At 75.3% G+C, this 22,191-nt stretch carries 17 protein-coding genes and 1 pseudogene; 9 read left to right on the forward strand and 9 right to left on the reverse strand.

The features are described 5' to 3' along the window. Nucleotides 1-61: 61 nt before the first annotated feature. The 5 genes from ACZ4WV_RS13205 to ACZ4WV_RS13225 form a co-directional block, all read right to left on the reverse strand. Nucleotides 62-2,164: a DUF8189 domain-containing protein gene (locus ACZ4WV_RS13205; RefSeq protein WP_465745890.1), complete on the reverse strand. Its 2,103-nt coding sequence runs from the start codon at nt 2,162-2,164 to the stop codon at nt 62-64. Between the two features lie 62 nt (nt 2,165-2,226). Next, nucleotides 2,227-4,137 (reverse strand): Stealth CR1 domain-containing protein, encoded by a 1,911-nt coding sequence (locus tag ACZ4WV_RS13210; protein WP_465745892.1) that lies wholly within the window; start codon nt 4,135-4,137, stop codon nt 2,227-2,229. Nucleotides 4,138-4,597: 460 nt separating this feature from the next. Further along, complete coding sequence (locus ACZ4WV_RS13215) at nt 4,598-5,221, reverse strand: hypothetical protein (RefSeq protein ID WP_465745894.1); 624 nt, start codon at nt 5,219-5,221, stop codon at nt 4,598-4,600. Nucleotides 5,222-5,226: 5 nt separating this feature from the next. Continuing rightward, the gene (locus ACZ4WV_RS13220; protein WP_465745896.1) at nt 5,227-5,796 is read right to left on the reverse strand and encodes a hypothetical protein; all 570 of its coding nucleotides are present in this window, start codon (nt 5,794-5,796) and stop codon (nt 5,227-5,229) included. A gap of 107 nt (nt 5,797-5,903) precedes the next feature. Next, nucleotides 5,904-7,232 carry an MFS transporter gene (locus ACZ4WV_RS13225; protein WP_465745898.1) on the reverse strand — a complete coding sequence of 443 codons (1,329 nt, stop codon included), beginning with the start codon at nt 7,230-7,232 and terminating at the stop codon, nt 5,904-5,906. A gap of 47 nt (nt 7,233-7,279) precedes the next feature. Between ACZ4WV_RS13225 and pdxR the strand changes: the two genes are divergently transcribed. Beyond that, nucleotides 7,280-8,692: a MocR-like pyridoxine biosynthesis transcription factor PdxR gene (pdxR, locus tag ACZ4WV_RS13230; protein ID WP_465745900.1), complete on the forward strand. Its 1,413-nt coding sequence runs from the start codon at nt 7,280-7,282 to the stop codon at nt 8,690-8,692. A gap of 278 nt (nt 8,693-8,970) precedes the next feature. Here pdxR and ACZ4WV_RS13235 read toward each other — a convergent pair whose 3' ends face one another. After that, nucleotides 8,971-9,429, reverse strand: a complete 459-nt coding sequence (locus tag ACZ4WV_RS13235; RefSeq protein ID WP_465745940.1) for a MarR family winged helix-turn-helix transcriptional regulator — start codon at nt 9,427-9,429, stop codon at nt 8,971-8,973. Between the two features lie 109 nt (nt 9,430-9,538). Between ACZ4WV_RS13235 and ACZ4WV_RS13240 the strand changes: the two genes are divergently transcribed. The 6 genes from ACZ4WV_RS13240 to ACZ4WV_RS13265 all read left to right on the forward strand — a co-directional run bounded on the left by ACZ4WV_RS13240 (nt 9,539) and on the right by ACZ4WV_RS13265 (nt 16,617). Next, on the forward strand, nt 9,539-10,438 hold the full coding sequence (locus ACZ4WV_RS13240) for a DUF4253 domain-containing protein (RefSeq protein WP_465745902.1): 900 nt from the start codon (nt 9,539-9,541) through the stop codon (nt 10,436-10,438). 168 nt (nt 10,439-10,606) lie between these two features. After that, entirely contained in the window at nt 10,607-11,662 is a 1,056-nt protein-coding gene (locus ACZ4WV_RS13245; RefSeq protein ID WP_465745904.1) for a tetratricopeptide repeat protein, read from the forward strand. A gap of 93 nt (nt 11,663-11,755) precedes the next feature. Beyond that, nucleotides 11,756-12,382 (forward strand): (2Fe-2S)-binding protein, encoded by a 627-nt coding sequence (locus ACZ4WV_RS13250; protein ID WP_465745906.1) that lies wholly within the window; start codon nt 11,756-11,758, stop codon nt 12,380-12,382. After that, nucleotides 12,379-13,383, forward strand: coding sequence for an FAD binding domain-containing protein (locus tag ACZ4WV_RS13255; RefSeq protein WP_465745908.1), 1,005 nt, complete (start codon nt 12,379-12,381; stop codon nt 13,381-13,383). Before ACZ4WV_RS13250 ends, ACZ4WV_RS13255 begins: the two co-directional genes overlap by 4 nt. Continuing rightward, a complete protein-coding gene (locus ACZ4WV_RS13260) occupies nt 13,380-15,485 on the forward strand; it encodes a xanthine dehydrogenase family protein molybdopterin-binding subunit (RefSeq protein ID WP_465745910.1) in 2,106 nt (701 codons plus the stop codon). Before ACZ4WV_RS13255 ends, ACZ4WV_RS13260 begins: the two co-directional genes overlap by 4 nt. 328 nt (nt 15,486-15,813) lie before the next feature. Further along, nucleotides 15,814-16,617: an NAD-dependent epimerase/dehydratase family protein gene (locus ACZ4WV_RS13265; RefSeq protein WP_465745912.1), complete on the forward strand. Its 804-nt coding sequence runs from the start codon at nt 15,814-15,816 to the stop codon at nt 16,615-16,617. 246 nt (nt 16,618-16,863) lie between these two features. Here the strand turns inward: ACZ4WV_RS13265 and ACZ4WV_RS13270 are convergent. Then, a pseudogene (locus ACZ4WV_RS13270) lies at nt 16,864-17,085 on the reverse strand (hypothetical protein); the annotation flags it as partial. 296 nt (nt 17,086-17,381) lie between these two features. Between ACZ4WV_RS13270 and ACZ4WV_RS13275 the strand changes: the two are divergent. Then, nucleotides 17,382-18,518 (forward strand): MFS transporter, encoded by a 1,137-nt coding sequence (locus ACZ4WV_RS13275; protein ID WP_465745914.1) that lies wholly within the window; start codon nt 17,382-17,384, stop codon nt 18,516-18,518. Between the two features lie 97 nt (nt 18,519-18,615). Then, the gene (locus tag ACZ4WV_RS13280) at nt 18,616-19,719 is read left to right on the forward strand and encodes a carboxylate-amine ligase (RefSeq protein WP_465745915.1); all 1,104 of its coding nucleotides are present in this window, start codon (nt 18,616-18,618) and stop codon (nt 19,717-19,719) included. 51 nt (nt 19,720-19,770) lie between these two features. Here the strand turns inward: ACZ4WV_RS13280 and ACZ4WV_RS13285 are convergent, their stop codons facing one another. Continuing rightward, nucleotides 19,771-19,995, reverse strand: coding sequence for a hypothetical protein (locus ACZ4WV_RS13285; RefSeq protein ID WP_465745917.1), 225 nt, complete (start codon nt 19,993-19,995; stop codon nt 19,771-19,773). Nucleotides 19,996-20,148: 153 nt separating this feature from the next. Beyond that, nucleotides 20,149-21,864, reverse strand: coding sequence for a putative Ig domain-containing protein (locus ACZ4WV_RS13290; RefSeq protein WP_465745919.1), 1,716 nt, complete (start codon nt 21,862-21,864; stop codon nt 20,149-20,151). Nucleotides 21,865-22,191 lie beyond the last annotated feature (327 nt).

Genomic DNA, 22,191 nt, shown 5'->3' on the forward strand with positions numbered 1-22,191 from the left:
CAGCGCCGGCTCGCCGACGCCGGCGACGGCGAGCCGGCCCGCGCGGCAGGGGGGGCGGTTTTCAGGGCCCGATGGTGGTCCAGGCGCCGAAGGAGCCGTCCGTTCGCTGACGGCTGTGGCGCAGGCGGCCGTCCGGGCCGAGCGCGACCAGGTCGGCGAGGCCGTCGCGGTCGACTCCGGCGGCCGGGGAGCCGACGACGAGGCCGTCCAGGGCGCTCCAGTCGCCGAAGTGCCCGTCGGCGTCCTGGTGGTTGACGCTGACACCGCCGTCGCGGTTGCGGACGGCCACCACGGTGCGGTGGGGGGCGGGGGCGTCCGCGGTGGCCACGGCCGGCTCGCCGTCGCCGGCGTCGGCGGCGGCGTCGCTGCCGCCGTCGTCGGGTCTGTCGCCGACGGGCTGGGCCGCCGGCGTCCACCGGCCGCCCGGGGCGGTCTGGGTGAGGCGGACGGTGGAGGAGCGGGCGGTGGGCCCGGGCAGCAGGCCGCCTTCGGACAGGCGGCGGTAGAACAGCACCAGGCGGCCGTCGGGGTCCTCGGCCGTGCTGAGGCGGCCCACCGGCGCGATCGCCGGGAAGCCGGGGTCGGGCCTCAGGGCGGCGTCGGGTGCGGACTGGGTCCAGTGCAGGACGGCGGGGCGGGTGCCGGCTGACGCGGTGACGGCGAAGACCTCGATCCGGCCGTCGGCGGTGGTGGCGGCGGTGGGCGGGCCCTGCACGCCGGCCCCTCCGAGGCCGGTCCACGCGCCCCACAGGCCGTCGGGTCCGCTCTGGGCCCTGGTGCTGAGGCCGCCGTCGCGGTTGCGGACGAACAGGTGCAGCCGCCCGTCGCCGTCGGCGGCCACGGCGGGCAGGCTCACCTGGAGCGCGGGGTCGGCGAGTTTGGAGGCCTTCGCGGGGGTGGCGGTGTCGGGGTTGCCCAGGTCGGCCCAGGTCCACGTGCCGGAGCCGTCCTGGGTGCGGGAGACGATCTCGCCGGTGTCCGCGCGCTGCCCGAAGACCGCGAGGGTGCCGTCCTGACGGCGGATCACGGTCAGGCCGGCCGTCAGCGGCCGGTCCGGGGCGTCGTGGTCGACCGGGCCGTGCCACACCTTGTCCGCGTCCTCGGCCCACTCCAGCAGGGTTCCGCTCTCCACCGCGAAGGCGTGCAGGCAACCGGTGCGGTCGGCGGCCACCACCTGGGAGGTGCGCGGGTAGCGCAGGTACTGCCGGGACTGCCAGCTCGCGTACGCGCTCTCGGCGAAGGCGGTCCCGGTGGGCAGCTTGGCGTCGTGCTCGGCGTACCTGCGGAAGGTGGCGTGCTTGTCGGCGGCCTGCGCGGTGGACAGGTCGGCGGGCGAGGACCAGGTGTTGTAGTCGCGGTAGTGCTCGATCAGCAGCCGCTGTCCGGTCGCCGCGTAGGCGTCGGCCGCCGCGTCCGCGAACCAGGCGGCGGATATGTGGTCCGGGTGGTCGTGGTCCGCGTGGGCCGCCCAGAGCGTCGGGTCCGGCGCCGGGTCCTGCACCCTGAGCAGGGTGGGCCGCTGGTCGGCCAGGACGGCGCGCAGCATGTCGAGCAGGCGTGGGCCGTCGTAGGTCTGCGTCCAGAGGTTGCCGGGGCCGTCCATGTCCAGCGTCGGGGTCCGGGCGGGGACGGCGCTGTCGCGGGTGTCCCACAGCCGGCGCAGGGCGTTGCCGCCGAGGTAGGCGCTGTCCGCGAACTCGGGGAGGTCGAGGAAGACGAGCTGCACCGACGGGTGCGTCTTGAGGGTGAAGCGTTCGGCGACGGGGGCGCCCGGTGCCGGCCGGTAGTCCTCGCGGTCCCAGCAGGCCGGGCCGGGGTCGTCGGCGCACGGTCCGGCTCCCGTTCCGGCCGCCTCGCCCGCCATCCGGGCGTAGGCGAGGCGGGCGCCGTCCTGCCGGTGGGCGGCGTAGGCGGCCCCGCTGCCGGCGTCGCCGGCGGTCACGTAGACGGTCGTCGCCTTCAGGCCGGCGCGGATGCCGTCGGTCAGGTCCGGGTTCATGAACAGCAGGTCGTCGTCCTGGTGGGCGACGATCTGGACGACCGCGGCGGGCCGGTCCTCGGGCCGCGGGGGCGGGGCTTTCGCACCGGTGAGTGCGGACGGGAGCGCCCACGTCTGCGACAGCGTCAGGGCCCAGGCCGCCGCGGCGGTCGTCGCCCGCCCCATCCCGCAACCGCCCTTCGTTCACACCTGCCGTCTCAGCCCTCCGGGGCAGGAGTGAAGGATTATCACATCGTCAGGACGGTGGATGCCGCCGGGCCGGCCGGGCCGCCGCCCTCCTCCTCCTGCGGTGCGTCGATCTCGTAGCGGGAGGGGACCGGGAAGTACGCCCGGAGGAAGCCGGTGACGGCCGCCTCCTGTTCCCGCGGGGCGAGCTCGCCCCGGGTGCCGTCGGCCAGGCAGAAGTAGTCCGCCCAGCGCTCCTCCCCCAGGTCCGTGAGCCGGGCGAGGTCCTCGGTGCTGTCCGTGACGAAGTAGCCGTCGTAGAGGTGGCCCTCCACGGCGCGGGCGGTCGCGTGGGCGTAGTGGACGGCCAGGGTGACCGGCGCGAGGTCGCCGGCGGCCCGGAAGGGCGAGCGGACGGTGCCGTGCAGCTGCGCCGCGAACCGGTCGGCGCTCTCGGCCAGGACACTGCGGCGCAGCGGGTGCGGGGCGTGCTTGAGGGTGCGGGGGTAGGTCTTGCCGACGGCGGCGGCCAGCGCGGCGCGGGTGTTCTTCAAGGCCGCGACGTAGACGGAGTCCTCGGTGTCGGCTTCGCCGGGCGGGATGATCCGGTGGTCGGGGAAGCAGCGGGGCAGGCCGTTGCCGAGGAAGAAGTCCTCGGGGACGAGGGTGCGGCCGAGGAAGACGTCGTCGTTGACGTACAGGAAGTGCTCGGCGAGGCCGGGGATCAGGTGCAGCCGGCTCTCGATGGCGTGGGAGTTGAACACGGGCCCGGCGCCGGTGCCGGCGAACAGCTCGCGGTGCGAGACGACGGTCAGCCCCGGCTGGTCGGTGTCCAGCCAGTGCGGGACCTGGTCGTCGGTGACCAGGTGGACGTGGCGGATCCAGGGCGCGTGCGCGGCGAGCGCGCGCAGGCAGTAGCGCAGTTCGTCGCGGTTGCGGAAGCGCTGGTCGGCGTCGCCCGCGATGCCGCTGGCGGCGACGCCGTCCTCCGGTGCGACCGGGCCGGCGGTGTGGGCGAACCGGGCCCGGACGGCGGCACGGCGCTCCTGCCAGGCGGGATCGGCGTCGTCGACCCAGGTGATCACGGCGTCGATGGGGAAGGTGACCTGGTCCGGCAGGTCCGCGGCGAAGACGTCCAGCAGCGGGTAGGGCCGCCCGTCGACGGTCGACGTGGCGGTGGCCGCGAGCGAGGGCACCCACCAGCCGAGCGGGGTCTCCTCGATCGAGGCGATCGCGCCCTCGGACGGGGCGGCGGAGTCCCAGAACTCGACGTCGCAGCCGGTCTCGGGACCGTAGCGCAGACTGCCGATCACCGCGGGCCGGTAGATCCGCACGCCCTTGACCCGGTCGGCCGGCCAGATCGGACCGGCCTGCGCCCCGTCCGGTGCGCCCCGCTCGGCCGGCCCCCCGGCGCCGGTGCCGTCCGCGGGGTCCGGGTCCTGCTCCACCAGCGCGACGGCGGCGGCCAGTTGCTCGGCCAGGACGGTGCCCAGGGTGCGGCCGTGCTCCAGCAGGTCCGCGTAGACGGCCTGCCCGGCGAACGCGGCGGACAGGGCGGCCAGCACCGCCGCCCGGTCGCCGGGGGCGATCGCCAGCCGGTGCCGCGGATGCCGGTCGGGCACGATGCCGTGGGCGATGCCGTGCGCCGCCAACGCGTCGGCCACCTCCGCGAGGTTGCCGTCCCGGCGCTGCCACGGCAGGAGCGTGCGGTGCGGCTCCGCCAGGAGGTCGCCGCAGCGGGTCACACCGGCCAGGTGGTCGATCAGCTGCGCCTCGCGGGCCGACCGGTCCAGGAGCAGCCGGTCGATCGGTGCGAGCGGCTCCCCGGCCACGGATGGCGGCCCGTCCTGCAGCCCGTCCTGCCGCCGGGCCGGAGCCTGGTCGCCGTCCGCCGCCGCCGAGGACCGGCGGCGGCGGACCAGCGCGGCGAGCGGGCGCATCGCGGTGGCGAGGCGGGCCGGGGGGACGGGCACGGGAACTCCAGAGGCGGGGGCGGGGGCAAAGCGGCGAAAAGGCGGGATCGGGTGCCTTATGTCCGGACGTCCGATTTCACCGATTCCCTCTCCGTCGCACCGCTGCTGCGGTGCGGGTCCCCTTGCGCTTGGGAGATCGTATGCGATGGTGCGGATGTTTCATTGAGTTCGGATAACGATCGGGTGTCCATTTGAAGCGCGGGACTTTTGGCGGGACCGCCGCCGTCCGGGCCGCGGCTTGGGCCTTTCCCCGGCCTTTCGCTCAAAGGAGTTCCGCGGTCATGGAGTTGGGGATGGGAAGAAATCCGGATCGTGGCATTGCTTTACTTCCCCCTGGCTCTCCCATGGGGCCGCCTGGGCGCGTGCGGACGGAACGGGACGGCGGAACGGCGCGTGCCTCGCCGCTCCGCCTCGTCGTCTCAGACTCGTCGCCTCGGCCTCGTCGTCTCAGACTCGGCGCTCAGCTTTCCAGCAGGCGGTTGAAGAAGGTGCGGTACTGCTGCAGGGCCACCCGCAGTTCCTCGGTCTCGACCGAGTCACCGCGGTTCCACTGGCTTTCGAGGCTGCGGCGGCGGTCGGCGAAGGACTCGGCCAGCCGCTGCATGAGGTCGGCGACGAGGGCGTCCGCGGTGTGGACGGCCTCACGGGGGTCGTCGACGAAGTCCGTCTGCACCTGCTGCCAGCGCTCGCGCAGCTCGCCGGTCTCCGCTTCCGGGAGCAGTGGTTCGCGGCCCTCCTGCGGCCGGTCGGGGACGCCGCGTTCCCCGGCCTGGGCGGCCTGCGGGCCCTCCTCGCCCGGGCCCTCGCCCAGGCCGGTGCCCGCGTAGGGCGAGCCGGCGTCGGTGCTGCCGGTGCTGTCCGTGCTGTCGGTGGTGTCGGTGGTGTCGGTGCTGTCCGTGGTGTCGGTGGTGGCGGTGGCCTCGCCCGGGAAGACCGCCCGGTGTGCCCCGTCCTCCCGTTCGTCGGAACCGAAAACCGGGGCGGTCTGCTCTGCGGCCCCATTCGGCTGTTGCTTCTTCTCGGCGGCGGCGGCGATGTCCTCGGTGGACATCCGTTCCTCGTCGTCGAAGTCCGTGCCCGACATCCCTGTCATCTCCTTTCGGTGTTCGCCCCCCGGTCCCGGGGCGCGTCACCGTTCAGGAGCTCCGCGAACAGCGCGCGGTAGTGCACCATCGCGCTGCGGAGTTCCTCGGTGGTGGCGTCGTCCCGTGCGGCCGCGGCGTTGATCGCGTGGGCGGCGCGATAGTGCTCCAGCGTCTGCCCGTGTTCGACGGACAGGTCGCGGAGCCGCTGTTCGTAGTCCTCGGTGGGATACCCGCGGTCGTGCATCAGCAGGGTGACCAGCCGGTCGGCGTGCTGGACGGCGTCGACCGGCCGGTCGACGAACTCCTGCTGGACCCGCGTCCAGTCCTCGGTGTACTGCCGTCTCGCCTCCGGCGCCAGCGGCTTGATCCTCAGCTGTTCGTGGCGCTGTTCGCGCTCGCGCAGATCCCGCTCGGCGGACAGCCGGCTGCCGGAACGGCGGACGGTCCTCTCGTACTCCGGGCCGAACTGCTGCTGCAGTCGGCGGCGCCGGTTCACGTACCACCACAGCGCGACGGCCACGATCAGCAGGACCACGACGGGGACGATGATCGCGATGAGGGTCCCGGTTGACATCAGGTCCTCCCTCGTCCTTCGGTGCCCCAGCCGCTGCCCCGAATCGGCGGGTTGAAACCTCCTCCCGCGACCGGCCGGTCCGGATGCCGCCGCGCGGGGTGCGGCGGCTACTCACGGCGTACGGGTGACGGCTCAGAGCTGCGGTGAACTGCCGGACGTCCCGGCGGGTTCGGTGCGGGGCCGGCGGGGTTCGGTGCGGGGGTCTCATCGCGTCCGGGGGTCTCATCGCGTCCGGGGGTCTCACCGCCCGCTGGGGCCCGGCGTGCGGTGCGGCGGTCGGTGAGGGCCGGGGCGAGGGCACCGAGCATGGCGGCGCCGGTCACGGCGAACGCCCAGGGGTAGCCGGTGCCCGCCGCGAGCCAGCCGAAGGCGACGGCGCCGACGCCCATGCCCGCGTCGTAGGCGAAGTTCCACAGCGCGCTGACGGTGCCGTAGCCGGCGGTGGGCACGCGGGCGTACATCAGGTTGATCGTGGCGTTCTGGGCGATGCCGAAGCCGACCCCGAACACGCCGACCGCGACGACGACGGCCACCGGGCTGCCGGTCAGGGCCATCAGCAGGGTGCCGGCGGCCGACAGCAGCAGGCCGGGCAGCACCAGGGCGGCGGAGCCGTGCCGGTCCCCGTGCCGCCCGGCCAGCCAGCGGGCCACCGTGGACGCCGCGGGCTGGACGAACAGCGCCACGGCGACGACGCCCGTGGCCGAGGCGGCGACGGCGAGCGGCAGGAAGGTGACGACGATCCCGGCGGCGACGGCCGTGACCGCGAAGGTCACCGCCGGGCGCAGCAGGTCGGCCCTGCGCAGTCCCTCGGCGACGCCGATCGGCCGCCCGGATTCGCGCAGCCGGTCGGGCAGGCCGGGCACCGAGGGGATCGCGGCGAGGGCGGCCACGGCCGCGGCGGTGAAGACCACGCCGTAGCCGGTGTGCGCGGCCAGCCACACGCCCAGCGGCATGGCCAGGATCGCCGGGGCGCCGCTGACGATGCCGACCAGTGCCAGGCCTTCGCCGCGTCGCTCGGCGGGGATGAGGGAGGCGGTCAGCGAGCCGCCCGCGACCACGGTGAACGCGAACCCGAGCCCGCGCAGGAGGCAGACCGCGACGACGCACCACAGGTCGCGGGAGAGCAGGAGGGCGAGCGCGGGCGCGCCCAGCAGGCCCAGGCCGGCCGCCAGGACGGCGCGGTAGCCGTGGCGGTTGACCAGGGCGGGGGTGGCCAGTTCGCCCAGCACCGTCGACAGCATCAGGGCGCCGGTGGCCAGGCCGGCCTGTCCGCCGTCTTTCCCGTCGGTGGCGGCGTAGCCGGGGACGGTCGACAGCAGCAGGTAGAAGCTGGTCGAGGCGCCCAGGATGGAGAGGAAGCGCAGCAGCAGGGGGCGCGTCACCAGGGGCGGGCGCGTCAGGGGCGCCGCGGGGTTGGAGTCGAGCGTTTCGGTCACGGCAGGACGCTAAGGGCGCGACCGGACTGCCGGTAAGATCCGGTTCCGTGCCTGTGGAGTGGTCCAGTTCCCCGCCCGAGCTGCTGCTGGCCCTCGAACGCGGCAGCGCACGGCCGCTGCGTGCCCAGGTGGAGCACGGGCTGCGCGAGGCGGTCCGCACGGGCCGGCTGGGCGTCGGTGAACGGCTGCCGTCCTCGCGGGAGTTGGCCCGTACGCTCGGTGTCTCGCGGGGGCTGGTGCAGGAGTGCTACGCCCAGCTCCAGGCCGAGGGGTACCTGGTGACCCGCGCCGGATCCGCGACCCGGGTCGCGTCCGGTGCCGGCGGCGCACCGCCCGTGCCGGCCCGGGCGGGCCGCCCCGCGCCGCGGCTGCTGGCCGATTTCCGGTGGGGCGTGCCGGACTTGGGGGCCTTCCCGGTCCAGGACTGGCTGTGGGCCGTGCGGGAGGCGGCTCGCACGATGCCGGTGGCGGACTTGGACTACGGCGATGCGCGTGGCAGCGCCGTCCTGCGCGAGGTCCTGGCCGGCTACCTGCGCCGGGTGCGTGCCGCGGTGGCCGATCCGGAGCACATCGTCGTCTGCAACGGCTACGCGCAGGGCCTGGGTCTGGCCCTGGGGGTGCTCGCGGACGGCGGGGTGCGCAGCGTGGCCTTCGAGGACCCCGGTTCCCCCGCCACCGTCGGCGCGGCCGCCGCCGCGGCCGGGCTGCGGGCGGTGGCGGTGCCCGTCGACGAGCACGGCATCGACGTCCGGGCGCTGGCCGCCACCGACGCCCGCGCCGTCGTGGTCACCCCCGCCCACCAGTGGCCCACCGGCGTCGCCCTGGCCCCCGAGCGCAGAGTGGCCCTGGTCGAGTGGGCCAGGCAGCGCGACGCGATCGTCCTCGAGGACGACTACGACGCCGAGTTCCGCTACGACCGCGAACCCGTCGGCGCCCTCCAGGGGCTGGCGCCCGAGCGGGTCATCGCGATGGGCACCGTCAGCAAGTCCCTCGCGCCGGCCCTGCGGATCGGCTGGATGCTCTGCCCGCCCGCCCTGGCCCGGGCGCTCGCCGAGCACAAGCACCGCAGCGACCGCGGCACGCCCGCGCTGGACCAACTCGCCCTGGCCAGGCTGATCGAGTCGGGGCGCTTCGACCGCCACCTGCGCCGGATGCGCACTACCTACGCGGGCCGGCGGACCGCGCTGCTCGACGCGCTCGGGGAGCACGCCCCCGCGCTGGCGGTCAGCGGCCTGGCGGCCGGCTTCCACGCCGTCGCCCACCTGCCCGCGGGGGCCGACGAGCACCACGTCGTCACCGCCGCGCGGGAACGGTCCGTCGGCCTCTACGGCATCAGCGGCTGCCGCGCCTCGCGCGCCGCCGCGCCGGCGCAACTCGTCCTCGGTTTCGGCAACGTGGGCGAACGCGCCATCGCCGAGGGCGTCGCGGCCGTCGGCCACCTGCTCGCCGGGCGGACGTGACGGGCCGGCCCGTTGGCCGGTTCTCCCGGACGGGCGGAGTCCGCCACCGCCGGCGCGCCACCCGGCTCGACACTGGGGCCCGCTGCTGGCCCTCGTCACCGCGGACTACGCCCGCCGCACCCTGCGCCGCGGGTAGCCGGGGGCCGGTGGCGTCGCGCCGCCGCCGACCTCCGCCGCCACGTCACCGCCCGCGTCGGGGTCGCCCCCGCCGACTGCCGCCACGCCTTCCGTTCACCGGTCGCCCCGGCCTGACCGGGCGCGGCCCGGCACCGGGGGCGTCAGTGGTGCCAGGCCCGCCCTCCGGTGTTGTGGATGAACCGCTGCAGGACCTTCAGGGTGGTCAGGTACTCCTCGTCGGAGATGCCCGCGTGGCGCTCGGCCCACAGCTCGTCCTGAAGGGCGGCCGCCTTATCGAAGAACGCCCGCCCGTCGGGGGTCAGTTCGAGCCGCCCGCCGGCGGACTCGGTGACCCAGCCGCGCGCGATGGTCGCGTCGATGTCGGCGTTGAGGGCGTCCTGCCCGGTGTCGAGGTAGTCACGCAGGACGACCGAGACGTGGTCGCGGGTCCGCGGCTCCTCGGCATGGGCGAGTTGGGCGAGCACCCACCACTGCGGCTGCGTGGTGCCGAGCTCGGCGAGCGCGCCGCGGGTGCGGCTGACGATGGCCTTGTAGGCCGCCCAACTCCAGTATCCGATGGGCTGCTTGATCAGTTCTACGTCGCTGTGCGAGTACTCCACGGCCGGGCCCGCCCCTTCTCGTCGGTCATTCATCGGTGCGACCGACCCTAGAAGTTGAAGTCGACTTCAGGTCAAGCGGAGCGACCATGCCCACCTCTACGGTGGACGCATGATCGATCCTGTAGCGCTGCCCTCCGGCCTCCGCCCGCTGTTCCCCGGCGCCGCCGCCGGGCCGTGGGCCCTGTCCACTCCCCTGCCGCCGGGGCGCCTGATCGTCCCGGCGCAGGGTGCGGCCGAGGGCGGGGGCGATACCCCGGTGATGTGGCTGAGCGACGGGCCGGCGCCCGCCGGGCTGTGGGAGGAGCTGCAGCGGGAGCACCCGCGGTCGGGGCTGTGGCCGCTGCTGCTGACCTGCAAGGTCGGCGACCAGGAGTTCCGGCCGTGGGCCACCGGGGAGCTCCACCCGGCCCGGGCGTCCGCGCCCGGCTCCCACGACCCTTCCGCCTTGCTGCGCGGGTGGTGGAACTCCCCCGCCGTGGGCCGCCCGGACGACGCCCGGCAGGCGCGGGAACACCACATCATGCTGGAGCCGTTCGGCGCTGACTGGCCGGGTCTGGCGCCCTGCCCGCCTGCGGCACAGGACGACGACCCGGCCGCGGCCGCGGCCGCGGTGGCGCGCTTGCTGCTGCACCACAACCCCGGGCTGCGGATCGGTCTGGTGCGCGCGGACAGCGGCGCCGAGGCGCTGGCCGTCTGCGGCTGGAGCGTCGCCGGCCGGCAGGACCCCGGTGAGCTCGCCGCCGTCGTACTGAGCTGGGAGCGCAAGTTCGGCGCCCGGGTGGTCGAAGTCGGCCCCGAGGGCCTGCGGTTGAGCGCCACGGCGCGCCCCGACGACCTGGGCGGTCTGGATGACCCGGACGACCTGGACGAGATGCTGACGATCGCGGCCGAGCACATCGCGTTCTGCCCCGACAACGTGTTCAAGGGCACCGAGAGCCTGATCGACTACGCGCAGGATCTCCTGCTCGAGAAGTGCTGGTCGTTCTGGTGGTACGGGCCGCGTCCGTAGCGGCACGGTCGCGGGGCCATGCCTGGGCCGCCCGGGGCGGACGGACGGTGGCGGCGCGCGATGTCCGGGGGGTGACCGCGCGCCGCCGACCCCGCCCGCGGCCACCGTCTACCCCCGCCACTCCCGGTCCATGCCGCTGGCTCATGTCCGTTTGTTAGGTTGGCCGTTGTGACTCCAGAAGAGATGGTCCGCCTCGGCGTCGAGCGCGACGAGCAGGGTGACGGTGCGGAAGCGGAGAGGCTCTTCGGCGCGGCCGCCGAAGCGGGGAGCGCCGACGCGATGAACCGGTACGGGGTCCTGCTCGGCAAGCGGGGCGACTGGGCCGGAGCCGAGGAGTGGTACCGCAGGGCCGCCGCCACCGGGAACGCGTTGGGCGCCTACAACGTCGCGTTCGCGCTGGTGCGGCGCGGGGAGGACGCCGAAGCCGAGGGCTGGTACCGCCGCGCCGCCGACGCGGGTGACGACGAGGCCGTGGTGGGCCTGGCGCTGGCCCTTCAGCGGCTGGGCAGGCCCGACGAGGCCGAAGGCCTGCACCACCGGGCGGCCAGGCGCGGGCACCTGGTCGCGATGAACCACTACGGCCGGGCGATGGAGCGTCAGGGCGACCTGGCCCGTGCGCTGGAGTGGTACCGCAGGGCCGCCGACGAGGGCAGCGTCGACGCCATGTTCAACCTGGGCTTCCTGCTGCGGGCCCAGGGTGACCTGGCGCAGGCGCAGCGGTGGTTCCGCGAGGCCGGTGACACGGGTGACCGGCAGGCGCGGTTCGAGCTCGCCTGCACGCTGGAGACGCTGGAGCGGTTCGACGAGGCCGAGGACCTGTTCCGCGAGCTCGCCGAGGGCGGGTACGACAAGGCGCCGCAGCGACTGGCGGAGCTGCGGGAACGGCGCGCGCCCCAGGCCGCTGCGGCCGCAGCGGAGCCGGTGACGGTCGACACGGTGTACCTCCTGCACACCGGCGCGGAGCCCGCGCGGGGCGAGGTCGAACGGCTGATGAACCAGGTGGTGCGCGACACCGGCGTCGAACTGGCGGCCAGGGCCCGGCTCACCGTCACGGGCGGGGTCCACGAGCCCACCGAGGAGATCGGCCGGGCCGTCGTCGCCCGGTACGAGGGCGAGGGCGTGGTGCCGCCCGGATCGGCCGAACGGGCGATCGTCAGGAGTTACCCCGTCGAAGGGTCGCGGCGGCTGCTGATCCTCATACCCGCCGCCGCGCGCGGCGCCTGAGCGCGCGGCAGGGCCTGGGCCGTCCGGCCGCCACCGGTGTGACGCGGCGCCGTGCGCCGTGTGGGCGCGGGCGGGGCCGGGAAATCTCGTGCGATGAACAGTGACATCACCGTGCAGGTCGACGGGATCCCGCGTCGGCTGAGCGTCGACACGCGCACGACGCTGCTGGACGCCCTGCGGGAACGGCTCGGCGTGACGAGCCCCAAGAAGGGCTGCGACCACGGGCAGTGCGGCTCGTGCACGGTGCTGTCCGGCGGGCGCCGCGTGTTGAGCTGCCTGACCCTCGCCGTCACCCAGGACGGCGCCGAGGTCGTCACCGCCGAGGGGCTCGCCGCCCGGGCGGCGGCCACCGCCGACGGCGGGCAGGCCGACGGCGGACAGCACGCCGAGAACGGGCAGCACGCCGAGGACGGGCACGCCGACGGCGGCCTGCATCCGGTGCAGCGCGCTTTCATCGACTGCGACGCGCTCCAGTGCGGCTACTGCACCCCCGGGCAGGTGGTCTCCGCGGTCGGGGCGCTCGAGGAGTTCGCGAGGGGCTGGCCGAGCGCCGTCACCGAGGGCCCGGGTGCGCCGCGGCTGGACCGCGCCGAGGTGGCCGAGCGGATGAGCGGCAACCTGTGCCGCTGCGGGGCCTACGTCAACATCGTGGCCGCCGTGCGGCAGGCGGCCGGGGCGTCGGCGCACCGGCCGGCGGCGGGCGCGGGGGTGACGGGGTGAAGCCGTTCGCGTACCGCCGCCCCGCCGACGCCGCGGACGCCGTGCGCAGCGTCGCCGGGAATCCGGGGGCGGTGTTCCTGGGCGGCGGCACCAATCTGGTGGACCATCTCAAGCTGGGCGTCGTCGAGCCGGATCTGGTGGTCGGCGTCGCCGCCCTGCTGCCCGGAGGGGTGGAGGAGCTCGGCGGGGGCGCCCTGAGGATCGGCGCGGGTGTCAGCAACAGCAAGCTCGCCGCGCATCCGCGGGTGCGGGAGTGGTTCCCGGTGCTGTCGCAGGCGTTGTTGTCGGGTGCGTCGGGGCAGTTGCGCAACATGGCCACCGTCGGCGGCAATCCGCTGCAGCGCACCCGCTGCGTCTACTTCCAGGACGTGACGACGCCGTGCAGCAAGCGGCGGCCGGGCTCGGGCTGTTCGGCGATCGGGGGGTGGACGCGCCACCACGCGATCCTCGGCGCCTCCGAGCACTGCATCGCCGTCCATCCGTCCGACATGGCCGTGGCGATGGCCGCGCTCGGGGCGCGGGTGCGGGTGCTGGGCCCGGACGGCGAGCGCGTGGTCCCCTTCGTCGACCTGCACCGGCTGCCCGGCGACGCTCCCGAGCGCGACACGGTCCTCGAGCACGGTGAGCTGGTCACCGCGATCGACCTGCCGGCGCTGCCGCTGGCCCGCCGCTCGGCCTACCGCAAGGTGCGCGACCGGGCCTCGTACGCGTTCGCCCTGGTCAGCGTGGCCGCGGCGCTCGACGTGGAGGACGGGGTGATCACGGACGCGCGGGTCGCGTTCGGCGGTGTCGCGCACGCGCCGTGGCGCGCGTACCGGGCCGAGGAGGCGCTGCGGGGCGCCCCGGCGTCGGAGGACAGCTACCGGGCCGCCGCGGACGCGGAGCTCGCGGACGCCCGGCCGGCCGAGGGGCTGGACGGCGGCAACGCGTTCAAGGTCCCGCTGCTGCGCCGTACCCTTGCCGCCGTCCTGCGCGGCCTGGCCGGAGAGGACGCCCGATGACGTTGCCGAGCGAGCCGGAGGCCGTGGGCCTCGACCTGCCCCGCCGGGACGGGCCGGTCAAGGTCCTGGGCACCGCCACCTACGCGTACGAGACCGCGTTGGCCGGCCCCGCGTACCTGTACCCCGTCCAGGCCACCATCGCCCGCGGGCGCGTCACGGAGCTGGACACCGGCGCCGCCGAGGCGCTGGAGGGCGTGGTCACGGTGCTCACCCCGGCCACCGCGGAGCGCCTGGCGTCCACCGAGGACCGGGAGCTGGCGGTCCTGCAGGACGAGCAGGTCGCCTTCCGGGGCCAGGTCGTCGCCATGGTCGTGGCCGACAGCTCCGAGGTAGCGCGGCACGCGGCCGCCCTGGTGCGGGTCGGCTACGCGCAGGAGAAGCACGACGTGGAGCTGCGGGCCGACCGCGAGGACCTGTACGCGCCCGAGACGGTGAACCCGGACTTCCCCACCGACACCGTCGAGGGCGACGTCGACGCCGCGATGGCGGCCGCGGCGGTGAGCGTCGAGGAGACGTACAGCACCGCGATGTACCACAACAACCCGATGGAGCCGCACGCCACGGCGGCCCTGTGGGAGCCGGCGGGTGAGGGCTTCCTCACCCTGTGGGACTCCACCCAGGGCGTCCATCCGACGCGGGCCGCCCTGGCGTCGGTGTTCGGACTGGACGAGGCGCGGGTGCGGGTCGTGTGCCCGTACGTCGGTGGGGGGTTCGGGTCCAAGGGGCAGCCGCACGTCAACGTGGTGCTCGCCGCGCTGGCCGCCCGCGCGGTGCCCGGCCGGCCGGTGCGGCTGGCCCTGACCCGCCAGCAGATGTTCGCCCTGGCCGGCTACCGCACGCCGACCATCCAGCGCTGCCGCCTCGGCGCCGACCGGGACGGCACGCTCACCGCCCTGGCCATCGACGTGGTCGAACTGACCTCGCGCATCAAGGAGTTCGCGGAGCAGACCGGTGTCCCGGCGCGGATGATGTACGCCTCGCCGAACCGGCGGACCACGCACCGCCTCGCCGCCCTCGACGTGCCGGTGCCGTCCTGGATGCGCGCCCCCGGTGAGTGCCCGGGCATGTTCGGCCCCGAGGTGGCGATGGACGAGCTGGCCGAGCGCCTGGGACTGGACCCGGTCGAGCTGCGGATCCGCAACGAGCCCGATGTCGAGCCCGGCTCAGGCAAGCCGTTCTCCAGCCGCAACCTGGTGGGCTGCCTGCGCGAGGGCGCGGCGCGGTTCGGCTGGTCGCAGCGCGACCCGCGGCCCGGGGTCCGGCGCCGCGGTGACTGGCTGGTGGGCACGGGCGTCGCGGCCTCCACCTACCCGGTCAGCCGCATGTCGAAGTCGACGGCGACGATCCGGCGGGAGGGGGAGCGCTACGTCGCCGAGATCGGCGCGGCGGACCTGGGCACCGGCACCTGGACCACGCTGGCGCAGATCGCCGCGGACGCGCTCGGCGTGCCGGTGGCGCGGATGCAGGTGCGCATCGGCGACACCGACTACCCGGTGGCGTCGGTGGCCGGGGGGTCCTCGGGCATGACGACGTGGGGCTCGGCCGTGGTCGAGGCCGCGCGCGCCTTCCGTGCCCGGTACGGGAGCGAGCCGCCGGACGGGGCCGAGGCGTCCGGCGACGTCGGGCCGCCCGACGAGCGCTACGCGATGCACGCCTTCGGGGCGCAGTTCGCCGAGGCGCGCGTCCACGCGGACACCGGCGAGGTGCGGGTTCCGCGCCTGCTGGGCGTGTTCGCCGCGGGGAGGATCATCAACCCGCGCACGGCGCGCTCGCAGTTCGTCGGCGGGATGACGATGGGGCTGTCCATGGCGCTGCACGAGAGCGGCGTGCTCGACCCCCGCACCGGCCACGTCGTCAACCACGACCTCGCGGAGTACCACGTCGCGGCCAACGCGGACGTCGACGGCATCGAGGCGCTCTGGCTGCCCGAGCACGACCCCCACGTCAACGCCATGGGGACCAAGGGCATCGGGGAGATCGGCATCGTGGGCACGGCCGCCGCGGTGTCGAACGCGGTGTGGCACGCCTGCGGCGTGCGGGTGCGGGACCTGCCGATCACCCTGGACAAGGTCCTGCCCGCGCTTGCGCCCCCGGGCGGGTGAGGGCTTCGGGCAGGTGAGCCGCTCCACGGTGTGAAGCCGGGGGGGGCGGTGCGCCGCCCGCGTGCCCGGGCGGAGCGGCTGGACGGCGGCGGCCGGGGTGGCGGGGGGGGGGGGGGGGGGGGGGGGGGACAGCACCCCCCCCCCCCCCCCCCCCCCCCCCCCCCCCCCCCCCGCGACCGCCGTCTACCCCCGCTGCCCCGGTCCATGCCCGCGGGCGGACCACCCGTCAAAGCGGCGGTTCGCCGGGGTAGCGTCGGGTGCGCTCGCACGTCGCCGGGCCCGGCCCGTCAGCCCGGTGGGCCCACGAGGAACCAGGGAGGCGCGACAGATGGTGATGGTCGACCGGCCCCGTCAGGTCCTGCTCACCGGCGCCGCCGGCCGCATCGGCAGCTGTCTGCGGGAGCTGCTGCCGGCCTACGGCTACCGGCTGCGCTGCTTCGACCGCCGCCCGGTGCCCGGCGAACCGGAGGCGGTCACCGCCGACCTGCGGGACGCCGAGGCGCTGACGGCGGCCCTGGACGGCGTCGACGCGGTGGTGCACCTGGCCGGGATCCCGGCGGAGGCGCCGTTCGCCGACATCCTGGCCGCCAACATCGACGGCACCTACCGGCTCTACGACGCCGCTCGGGCGGCGGGCGTGCGGCGGATCGTCTACGCCAGCAGCAACCACGCGGTGGGTTTCACCGAACGGCCCGCCGACGGCTCCACCGTGCCGGTGGACACCCCGCAGCGGCCCGACACCTACTACGGGCTCTCCAAGTGCTTCGGCGAGAACCTCGCCTCGCTGTACGCCGACCGGCACGGGATGGAGACGGTCTCGCTGCGGATCGGCTCCTTCGCCGACGAGCCCCGCAGCATCCGGATGCTCGCCACCTGGCTCAGCCCGGGCGACTGCGCCCGGCTGGTGCACGCCGCGCTCACCGGGCCGGTGACCGGCCACACCGTGGCCTACGGCATCTCCGCCGACACCCGGGCCTGGTGGGACCTGGCCTCGGCCCGCGCGTTCGGCTACCGGCCGGTGGACGACGCCGAGGCCTTCGCCGCCGAACTGATCGCGCGCCACGGTGAACTGCCCGCCGACGACCCGGAGCTGCGCTACCTCGGCGGCGACTTCACCCGGATCGAGCCCTGACCGCTCCGGCCGCCCCGGCCAGGGCGGCCGGAGCGGCCGGAGCGGCCTTCGGCCTGCCCGACGACTGAGGGGCTCGTCTCCCCGCCGCTACGGGGCCATCGGATCCTGCCCGCCGGTGCCGCCGGCGGCGGTCCCCGTGCCGGGGACCGTGGCGGTGCCCTCGCCGGTGCCGGTGCCGGTCAGGGCGTCCCCGGCCGCGCGGACGGGGGTGCCCGCGCCGGCGTCGTTGTTGCCGGTGCCCGCGGCGGACAGGCGCGCGGCGAGCAGCCGCTTGCCCATCTCGGCGCCCTTGCGGCTGTCGGCCTGCGCCTTGCGGAACAGCTCCGCCACCTCGTCGTCGCCCTCGCGTTCGGCGTCCCGGACGTAGGTCTCCAGGCGCAGCGCGTTGTTCAGGCAGGCCTCGACGTACCAGAGCAGGTTGTAGTCCTTGTCCTTGGTGCCGGTGATGTGGCCGGTCTCCTCGTGCATGGTTTCCAACGCTCCTTCCGTGCCCCGGTTCGCGCCGGCCCCGTCGGCCGGCCGGCAGGGCGCGTCGGCGCGTCTACCCGGGTGGCGGGGGCCAATCCTGCGCCGCGCCACCCGTCGACCGCCGGGCGGGGTCGGCGACCGTGCGGGTTACGGCCGGTCGGCCCAGTGCGCGCCGGTGAGCCGTGGGCCGGGCCGGGGAGCGCGCCTATCGTGGGCTGGTGACCGATCATCGGGGTGCCCGGCCCGCCGCGGCCCGGGCGGGTTATCTCCTGGCCGCTTTCGCCTTCGCCGTCTGCATGGCCGGTACCACCCTGCCCACGCCGCTGTACGGGCTGTACCGGGAGCGGATCGGCTTCTCCGAGCTGACGGTGACGGTGGTGTTCGCCGTCTACGCCTTCGGCGTGATCGGTGTCCTGCTGCTCTTCGGCAACGTCTCCGACACCGTGGGGCGCCGTCCCGTCCTGCTGGGCGGGCTGGTGTGCGCGGCCTGCAGCGCGGTGGTCTTCCTGGCCGCGGACAGCGTGCCGCTGCTGTGCCTGGGCCGGCTGCTGTCCGGGCTGTCGGCGGGCCTGTTCACCGGCACCGCCACCGCGTACGTGCTGGAGCTGGCCCCGTCGCGGCACCGGGGGCGGGCGGGTTTCGTCGCGACCGCCGCCAACATGGGCGGCCTGGGCTGCGGGCCGCTGCTGTCGGGTCTGCTGTCCGAGTACGCGCCGCATCCGCTGGTGCTGCCGTACGTGGTGCACCTGGTGCTGCTCGCCGTGTCCTTCGCCCTGCTCCTGCTGCTGCCGGAGACCGTCGACGGCGCCCGCCCGCTGCGCACCGCCCGGCCCCGCCGGCCCGAGGTGCCGCCGCAGGTGCGCGGGGTGTTCGTGCCGGCCGGGATCGCCGCGTTCGCCGGGTTCTCCCTCCTGGGGCTGTTCACCTCGGTCAGCCCCGCCTTCCTGGCCGAGGGTCTGGACGTCCACAACCGTGCGGTGGTGGGCCTGGTCGTCTTCGCGGCCTTCCTCGCCTCCACCCTGGGCCAGCTCCTCGTCCCCCGGCTGGGAACGGCGCGGGCGATCCCGCTGGGCTGCCTGGTGCTGATCGCCGGGCTGGCGCTGCTGGCGGGCTCGCTGGCCTGGGCCGTCCTGTCGCTCCTGGTGCTCGCCGCCCTGGTCGGCGGCGCCGGCCAGGGCATGGGGCTGCGCGGCGCGGTGGGCGAGGTCGCCGCCGCGAGCCCCGCCGAGCACCGCGGTGGGGCCCTGTCGGCGTTGTTCGTGGTCGCCTACTTCGGCATCTCGATCCCCGTCATCGGCGTGGGCCTGCTGACCGGGCCGCTCGGCCTGGCCCACGCCGGCCTGGTCTTCACCGCCTGCATGGCCCTGCTCGCCGCCGTCTCCGGCGTCTACCTGCTGCGCCACGCGGTCGGCGAGGCGTCCGCCGGGGGGTGAATCCCGCGCCCGGTTCACGGGCCGGGTCAGTGCCCGGGGCGGCGCAAGGCCTGCCCGGCGGCCGTGTACGAATGCCGCCCCGGGGTAGCGGAGCGGCATGCTGACACTCGGAGTCGAGGAAGAGTACCTGCTGGTCGACCCCCGCGACGGCACGCCGCTGCCCCGGGCCGCCGAGGTCCTGGCCACCGCCTCCCTGGCGCCCGCGCTGCGCCCCGCCGAGGCGCAGCACGAGCTGCTCCAGGTCCAGGTGGAGAGCGCGACGCCGGTCTGCGAGGACCTGGCGGAGGTGGGCCGCCACCTGACCCGGGTGCGTGCCGGGCTGAGCGCGGCCGCGGCCCAGCACGGCTGCCGGGTCGTCCCGGTCGGCTCGGCCCCGTTCGGGCCGCCCGGCCCGGTGCCGGTCACGGACCACGAGCGCTACCGGCGGGCCCGGCGCCAGGCGCCCGCGCTGGTCGACGACCTGATGCTCAACGGCATGCACGTCCACGTCGGCGTCCACGACGAGGAGGAGCGGCTGGGCGCGCTGGTGCGGTTGCGGCCGTGGCTGCCGGTGCTGATCGCGCTGAGTGCCAATTCGCCGTACTGGCGTGGGGGTGACACCCACTTCGCCAGCTGGCGCACCGTTCACTTCGACCAGTGGGCGGTCAGCGGGCCGCCGCCCGCCTTCCGTGACGCCGCGGACTACCGGGGGCGGGTGGCGGCGCTGCGGGCCGCCGGGGCGATCGCCGACGCGGGGCAGTTGTACTGGCACGCCCGGCTGTCCGAGCGCTATCCGACGGTGGAGGTGCGCGCGGCGGACGTCCAGCTGACGGTCGCCGACGCCGAGCTGTTCGCCGGCCTGGTGCGGGCCCTGGTCACCACCGCGGTCCTGGAGGAACGCCAGGGGCTCCCGCGTCCGGACGCTCCCGAGGAGTTGCTGCGGGCCGCGACCTGGCACGCCGCGCGCACCGGGGTGGACGGGCAGCTGGTCTCCCCCGCCGACGGCACCGCGCGCCCGGCCGCCGCCGTGGTCGAGGAGCTGCGCGCCTACGCGGCCCCCGGTCTGGAGGCGGCCGGCGACACCGGGCGGGTGGCCGGGCTGTGGTGGGGGTTCGAGCGCGCGGGCAGCGGCGCGGACCGCCAGCGCCGCTGGTACCGCGAGCAGGGCTGGGCGGGGCTGGCGGAGCACCTGGCGGGCTCGACGGTGACCCGCACGCCCTGAGGAGGGGGCGGGCCGGGGCCGTCAGCGCCGTTCGGCGTTCTCGTCGTCGTTCTAGTCGTCCCCGCCGTCCCCGCTCTCGTCGTCCTCGCCCTCGCCGTCCTGGTCCTCCCTCTCGTCGGGGTCGAGCCGGCGGGCGCGGCCGGGTTCGGCGGTGGTGGCGTCGCCCTGGCGTTCGGTGGTGTTCCCGGAGCCGGGGGCCCTGGGGTCGCGGGACGCGTCGTCGCCGTCGTGGTGCAGCGGCACGCCGCCCGCGCCGCCCTGGGGGATCTCGTTCACCGTCGGCTCCTTGCCTCGTGGCGGGTTCCTCGGTCGCCTCGCGGGTGCCCGGCCGGGCGCGGGGTCAATCAGCCGGGCGGCCCGGCGGCGGGTTGGGACGGGGCCGGTCGGCGCCGGGCGCCCTCCCGCGCGGGAAGGGCGCCCGGCGTCGGTTCACGACACCTTGACGGCGGTGTCGTCGAGGACGAAGGAGGTCTGCTTGGTGTAGTCCTCGGCGCCGGTGAACTTGAGGGTCACGCTCTGCCCGGCGTAGCCGGACAGGTTGAAGCTGTGCTGCTGGTAGCCGGCGGCGGCGTCGACGTTGGAGTAGGTCGCCAGGGTGGTGCCGTTCGCGGTCACCGTGAGCGTGTCGAAGGCGGTGGTGGCGCTCGCGGCGGTGTCGATGTGCAGCCAGAAGCTGAGGGTGTAGCTGGCGCAGCCGGCCGGCAGGGTCACCGTCTGGGCGAGCGTGTCGGTGTTGGTGCTGCCGTACCCGTCCAGCCAGGCGTCGTAGGTGCCGGAGTGCGGCGGCTCGCTGGAGCTGCTGTTGGCGGTGCTGGTGCCGCTGGTGTTGGTCTCCGTCCAGCCGGCCGTGGAACCGGTCTCGAAGCCGGGGTTGGTGAGCAGCTGGGCCGCGGTGCAGCCGCCGCCGCTGCCGGCGGCCTGGACGGTCCAGGTGAAGGTGACGGAGGAGGACGGGCCGGTGGAGTCGGTCGCGGTGGCCGTCACGGAGTAGGTTCCGGCGGTAGTGGGGGTGCCGCTGATCAGGCCGGTGGTGGTGTTGACGCTCAGGCCGGCGGGCAGGCCCGACGCGCTGTAGCGCAGGGTTCCGCCGGCCGTGTCGGTGGCGGCGAGCTGGAGGCTGGTGGCGGTGGCGACGGTGGCCGTGCGGGCGCCGGGGTTGGTGAGGGTGACGCTGCCGGTGCTGGTGCCGCCGCTGCCGGCGGCGAGCCAGGCGGTGGCGTTGAGGGCGAGGGCGGCGTCGGTGCCGGCCGGGTCGTTCCAGCCGTCGTAGAGGGTGTTGCCCGGCTGGCCGGTGCCGTCGTCGATGGTGGAGCTGTCGCCCCAGATGGCGACCCGGCCCTTGCCGAAGGTGCTGGTGGCGAAGGCGGCGCCGGTGGTGCCGGAGTAGCCGGTGCGGTAGACGAGGCCCTTGGCGGCGGGGTTGTCGGCGGGCTTGAGGGTGAAGGTGGTGCCGTTGCGGATGATGCTGCCGGTGACGGTGCCGAAGGGGCCGTGCAGGACGGGGTCGGTGGCGTCGTTGACGGCGGTCGGGTTGTCGGTCTGGATGTTGAGCAGGTCGACGGAGAACCCGAACGGGTCGTTGCTGTTGACCGAGTTGGCGGTCATCAGGTCGTTGATGATGGCCGGGGAGTCCCAGCCGTCGTTGTTGCGGTCGCTGCCGGTGTGGTCGGAGATCAGGAAGAGTCCGCCGCCGTTCTGGACGAACGTCATGACCGCGGTCTTCTCGGCGTCGCTCAGCCGGATGTTGGGCTCGGGCAGCACGAACTCGTCGAAGTTGGCGAGGTCCAGCGCGCCGCCGGTGCCGTAGGTGATGGTGGAGCCGCTCGGCAGGGTCTTGAGGCTGTACTGGCCGGTCTTCTGCAGGGCCACGCCCCAGCTGGAGATGGCGCCGGTCCAGTCGGTCTCGGACTGCGGGTTGGCGTTCTGGCCGAGCGGGTCCGGCTGGCTGGTGCTGATGATCCAGTCCGCGTTGCCGGCGGTCTCCGCCTTGCTGGCGTCGAACAGGACGCGGTGCGGGGTGGTCGTGGCGGTGGACGCCGCGGTCGCCGCCGCGGCGCGGTGGGGGGCGGCGCTCGCGCCGGCGAGCACGGTCAGGGCGACCGCGCCCAGGGCGAGGGGGCGGATGGCGTCAGTTCGTCTGAGCATGGGTCAGGTCCTCCGTCACGTGGGGGTGCAGGGGAAGTGCTACGCGCGTAGGCGCGGTGGGCACCGTCCCATGGTGGGGTGAGCGGAGCTTGAACGGAACGCGACGAAAGGACACTTCGTGTCCCCGGGGTTGCCCGCCGGGCAATCCTGCACAACCGAAGCACCGTCAGGGCACCGAATCTCCCCAACTGACCCGGCGTGACCCGACCGGCGCGAGCCGGGCCGGTCCGGCGTGACCCGACCCGGCCCGCCCGCCCGTACGCCGGCGGGGGCGGGGGGGGGGGGGGGGGGGGTCCCGGAGGGGCGCCCGCCAAACATAGGCGCGGT

The organism is Kitasatospora sp. NPDC029312 (assembly GCF_055569215.1).

Bases quoted from the DNA above. Each gene is read 5' to 3' on its own strand.
- ACZ4WV_RS13205 (WP_465745890.1), bottom strand. From the start codon at position 2,164: ATGGGGCGGGCGACGACCGCCGCGGCGGCCTGGGCCCTGACGCTGTCG.
- ACZ4WV_RS13215 (WP_465745894.1), bottom strand. From the start codon at position 5,221: ATGTCGGGCACGGACTTCGACGACGAGGAACGGATGTCCACCGAGGAC.
- ACZ4WV_RS13220 (WP_465745896.1), bottom strand. From the start codon at position 5,796: ATGTCAACCGGGACCCTCATCGCGATCATCGTCCCCGTCGTGGTCCTG.
- ACZ4WV_RS13240 (WP_465745902.1), top strand. From the start codon at position 9,539: ATGATCGATCCTGTAGCGCTGCCCTCCGGCCTCCGCCCGCTGTTCCCC.
- ACZ4WV_RS13250 (WP_465745906.1), top strand. From the start codon at position 11,756: ATGAACAGTGACATCACCGTGCAGGTCGACGGGATCCCGCGTCGGCTG.
- ACZ4WV_RS13260 (WP_465745910.1), top strand. From the start codon at position 13,380: ATGACGTTGCCGAGCGAGCCGGAGGCCGTGGGCCTCGACCTGCCCCGC.
- ACZ4WV_RS13265 (WP_465745912.1), top strand. From the start codon at position 15,814: ATGGTGATGGTCGACCGGCCCCGTCAGGTCCTGCTCACCGGCGCCGCC.
- ACZ4WV_RS13275 (WP_465745914.1), top strand. From the start codon at position 17,382: ATGGCCGGTACCACCCTGCCCACGCCGCTGTACGGGCTGTACCGGGAG.
- ACZ4WV_RS13280 (WP_465745915.1), top strand. From the start codon at position 18,616: ATGCTGACACTCGGAGTCGAGGAAGAGTACCTGCTGGTCGACCCCCGC.
- ACZ4WV_RS13290 (WP_465745919.1), bottom strand. From the start codon at position 21,864: ATGCTCAGACGAACTGACGCCATCCGCCCCCTCGCCCTGGGCGCGGTC.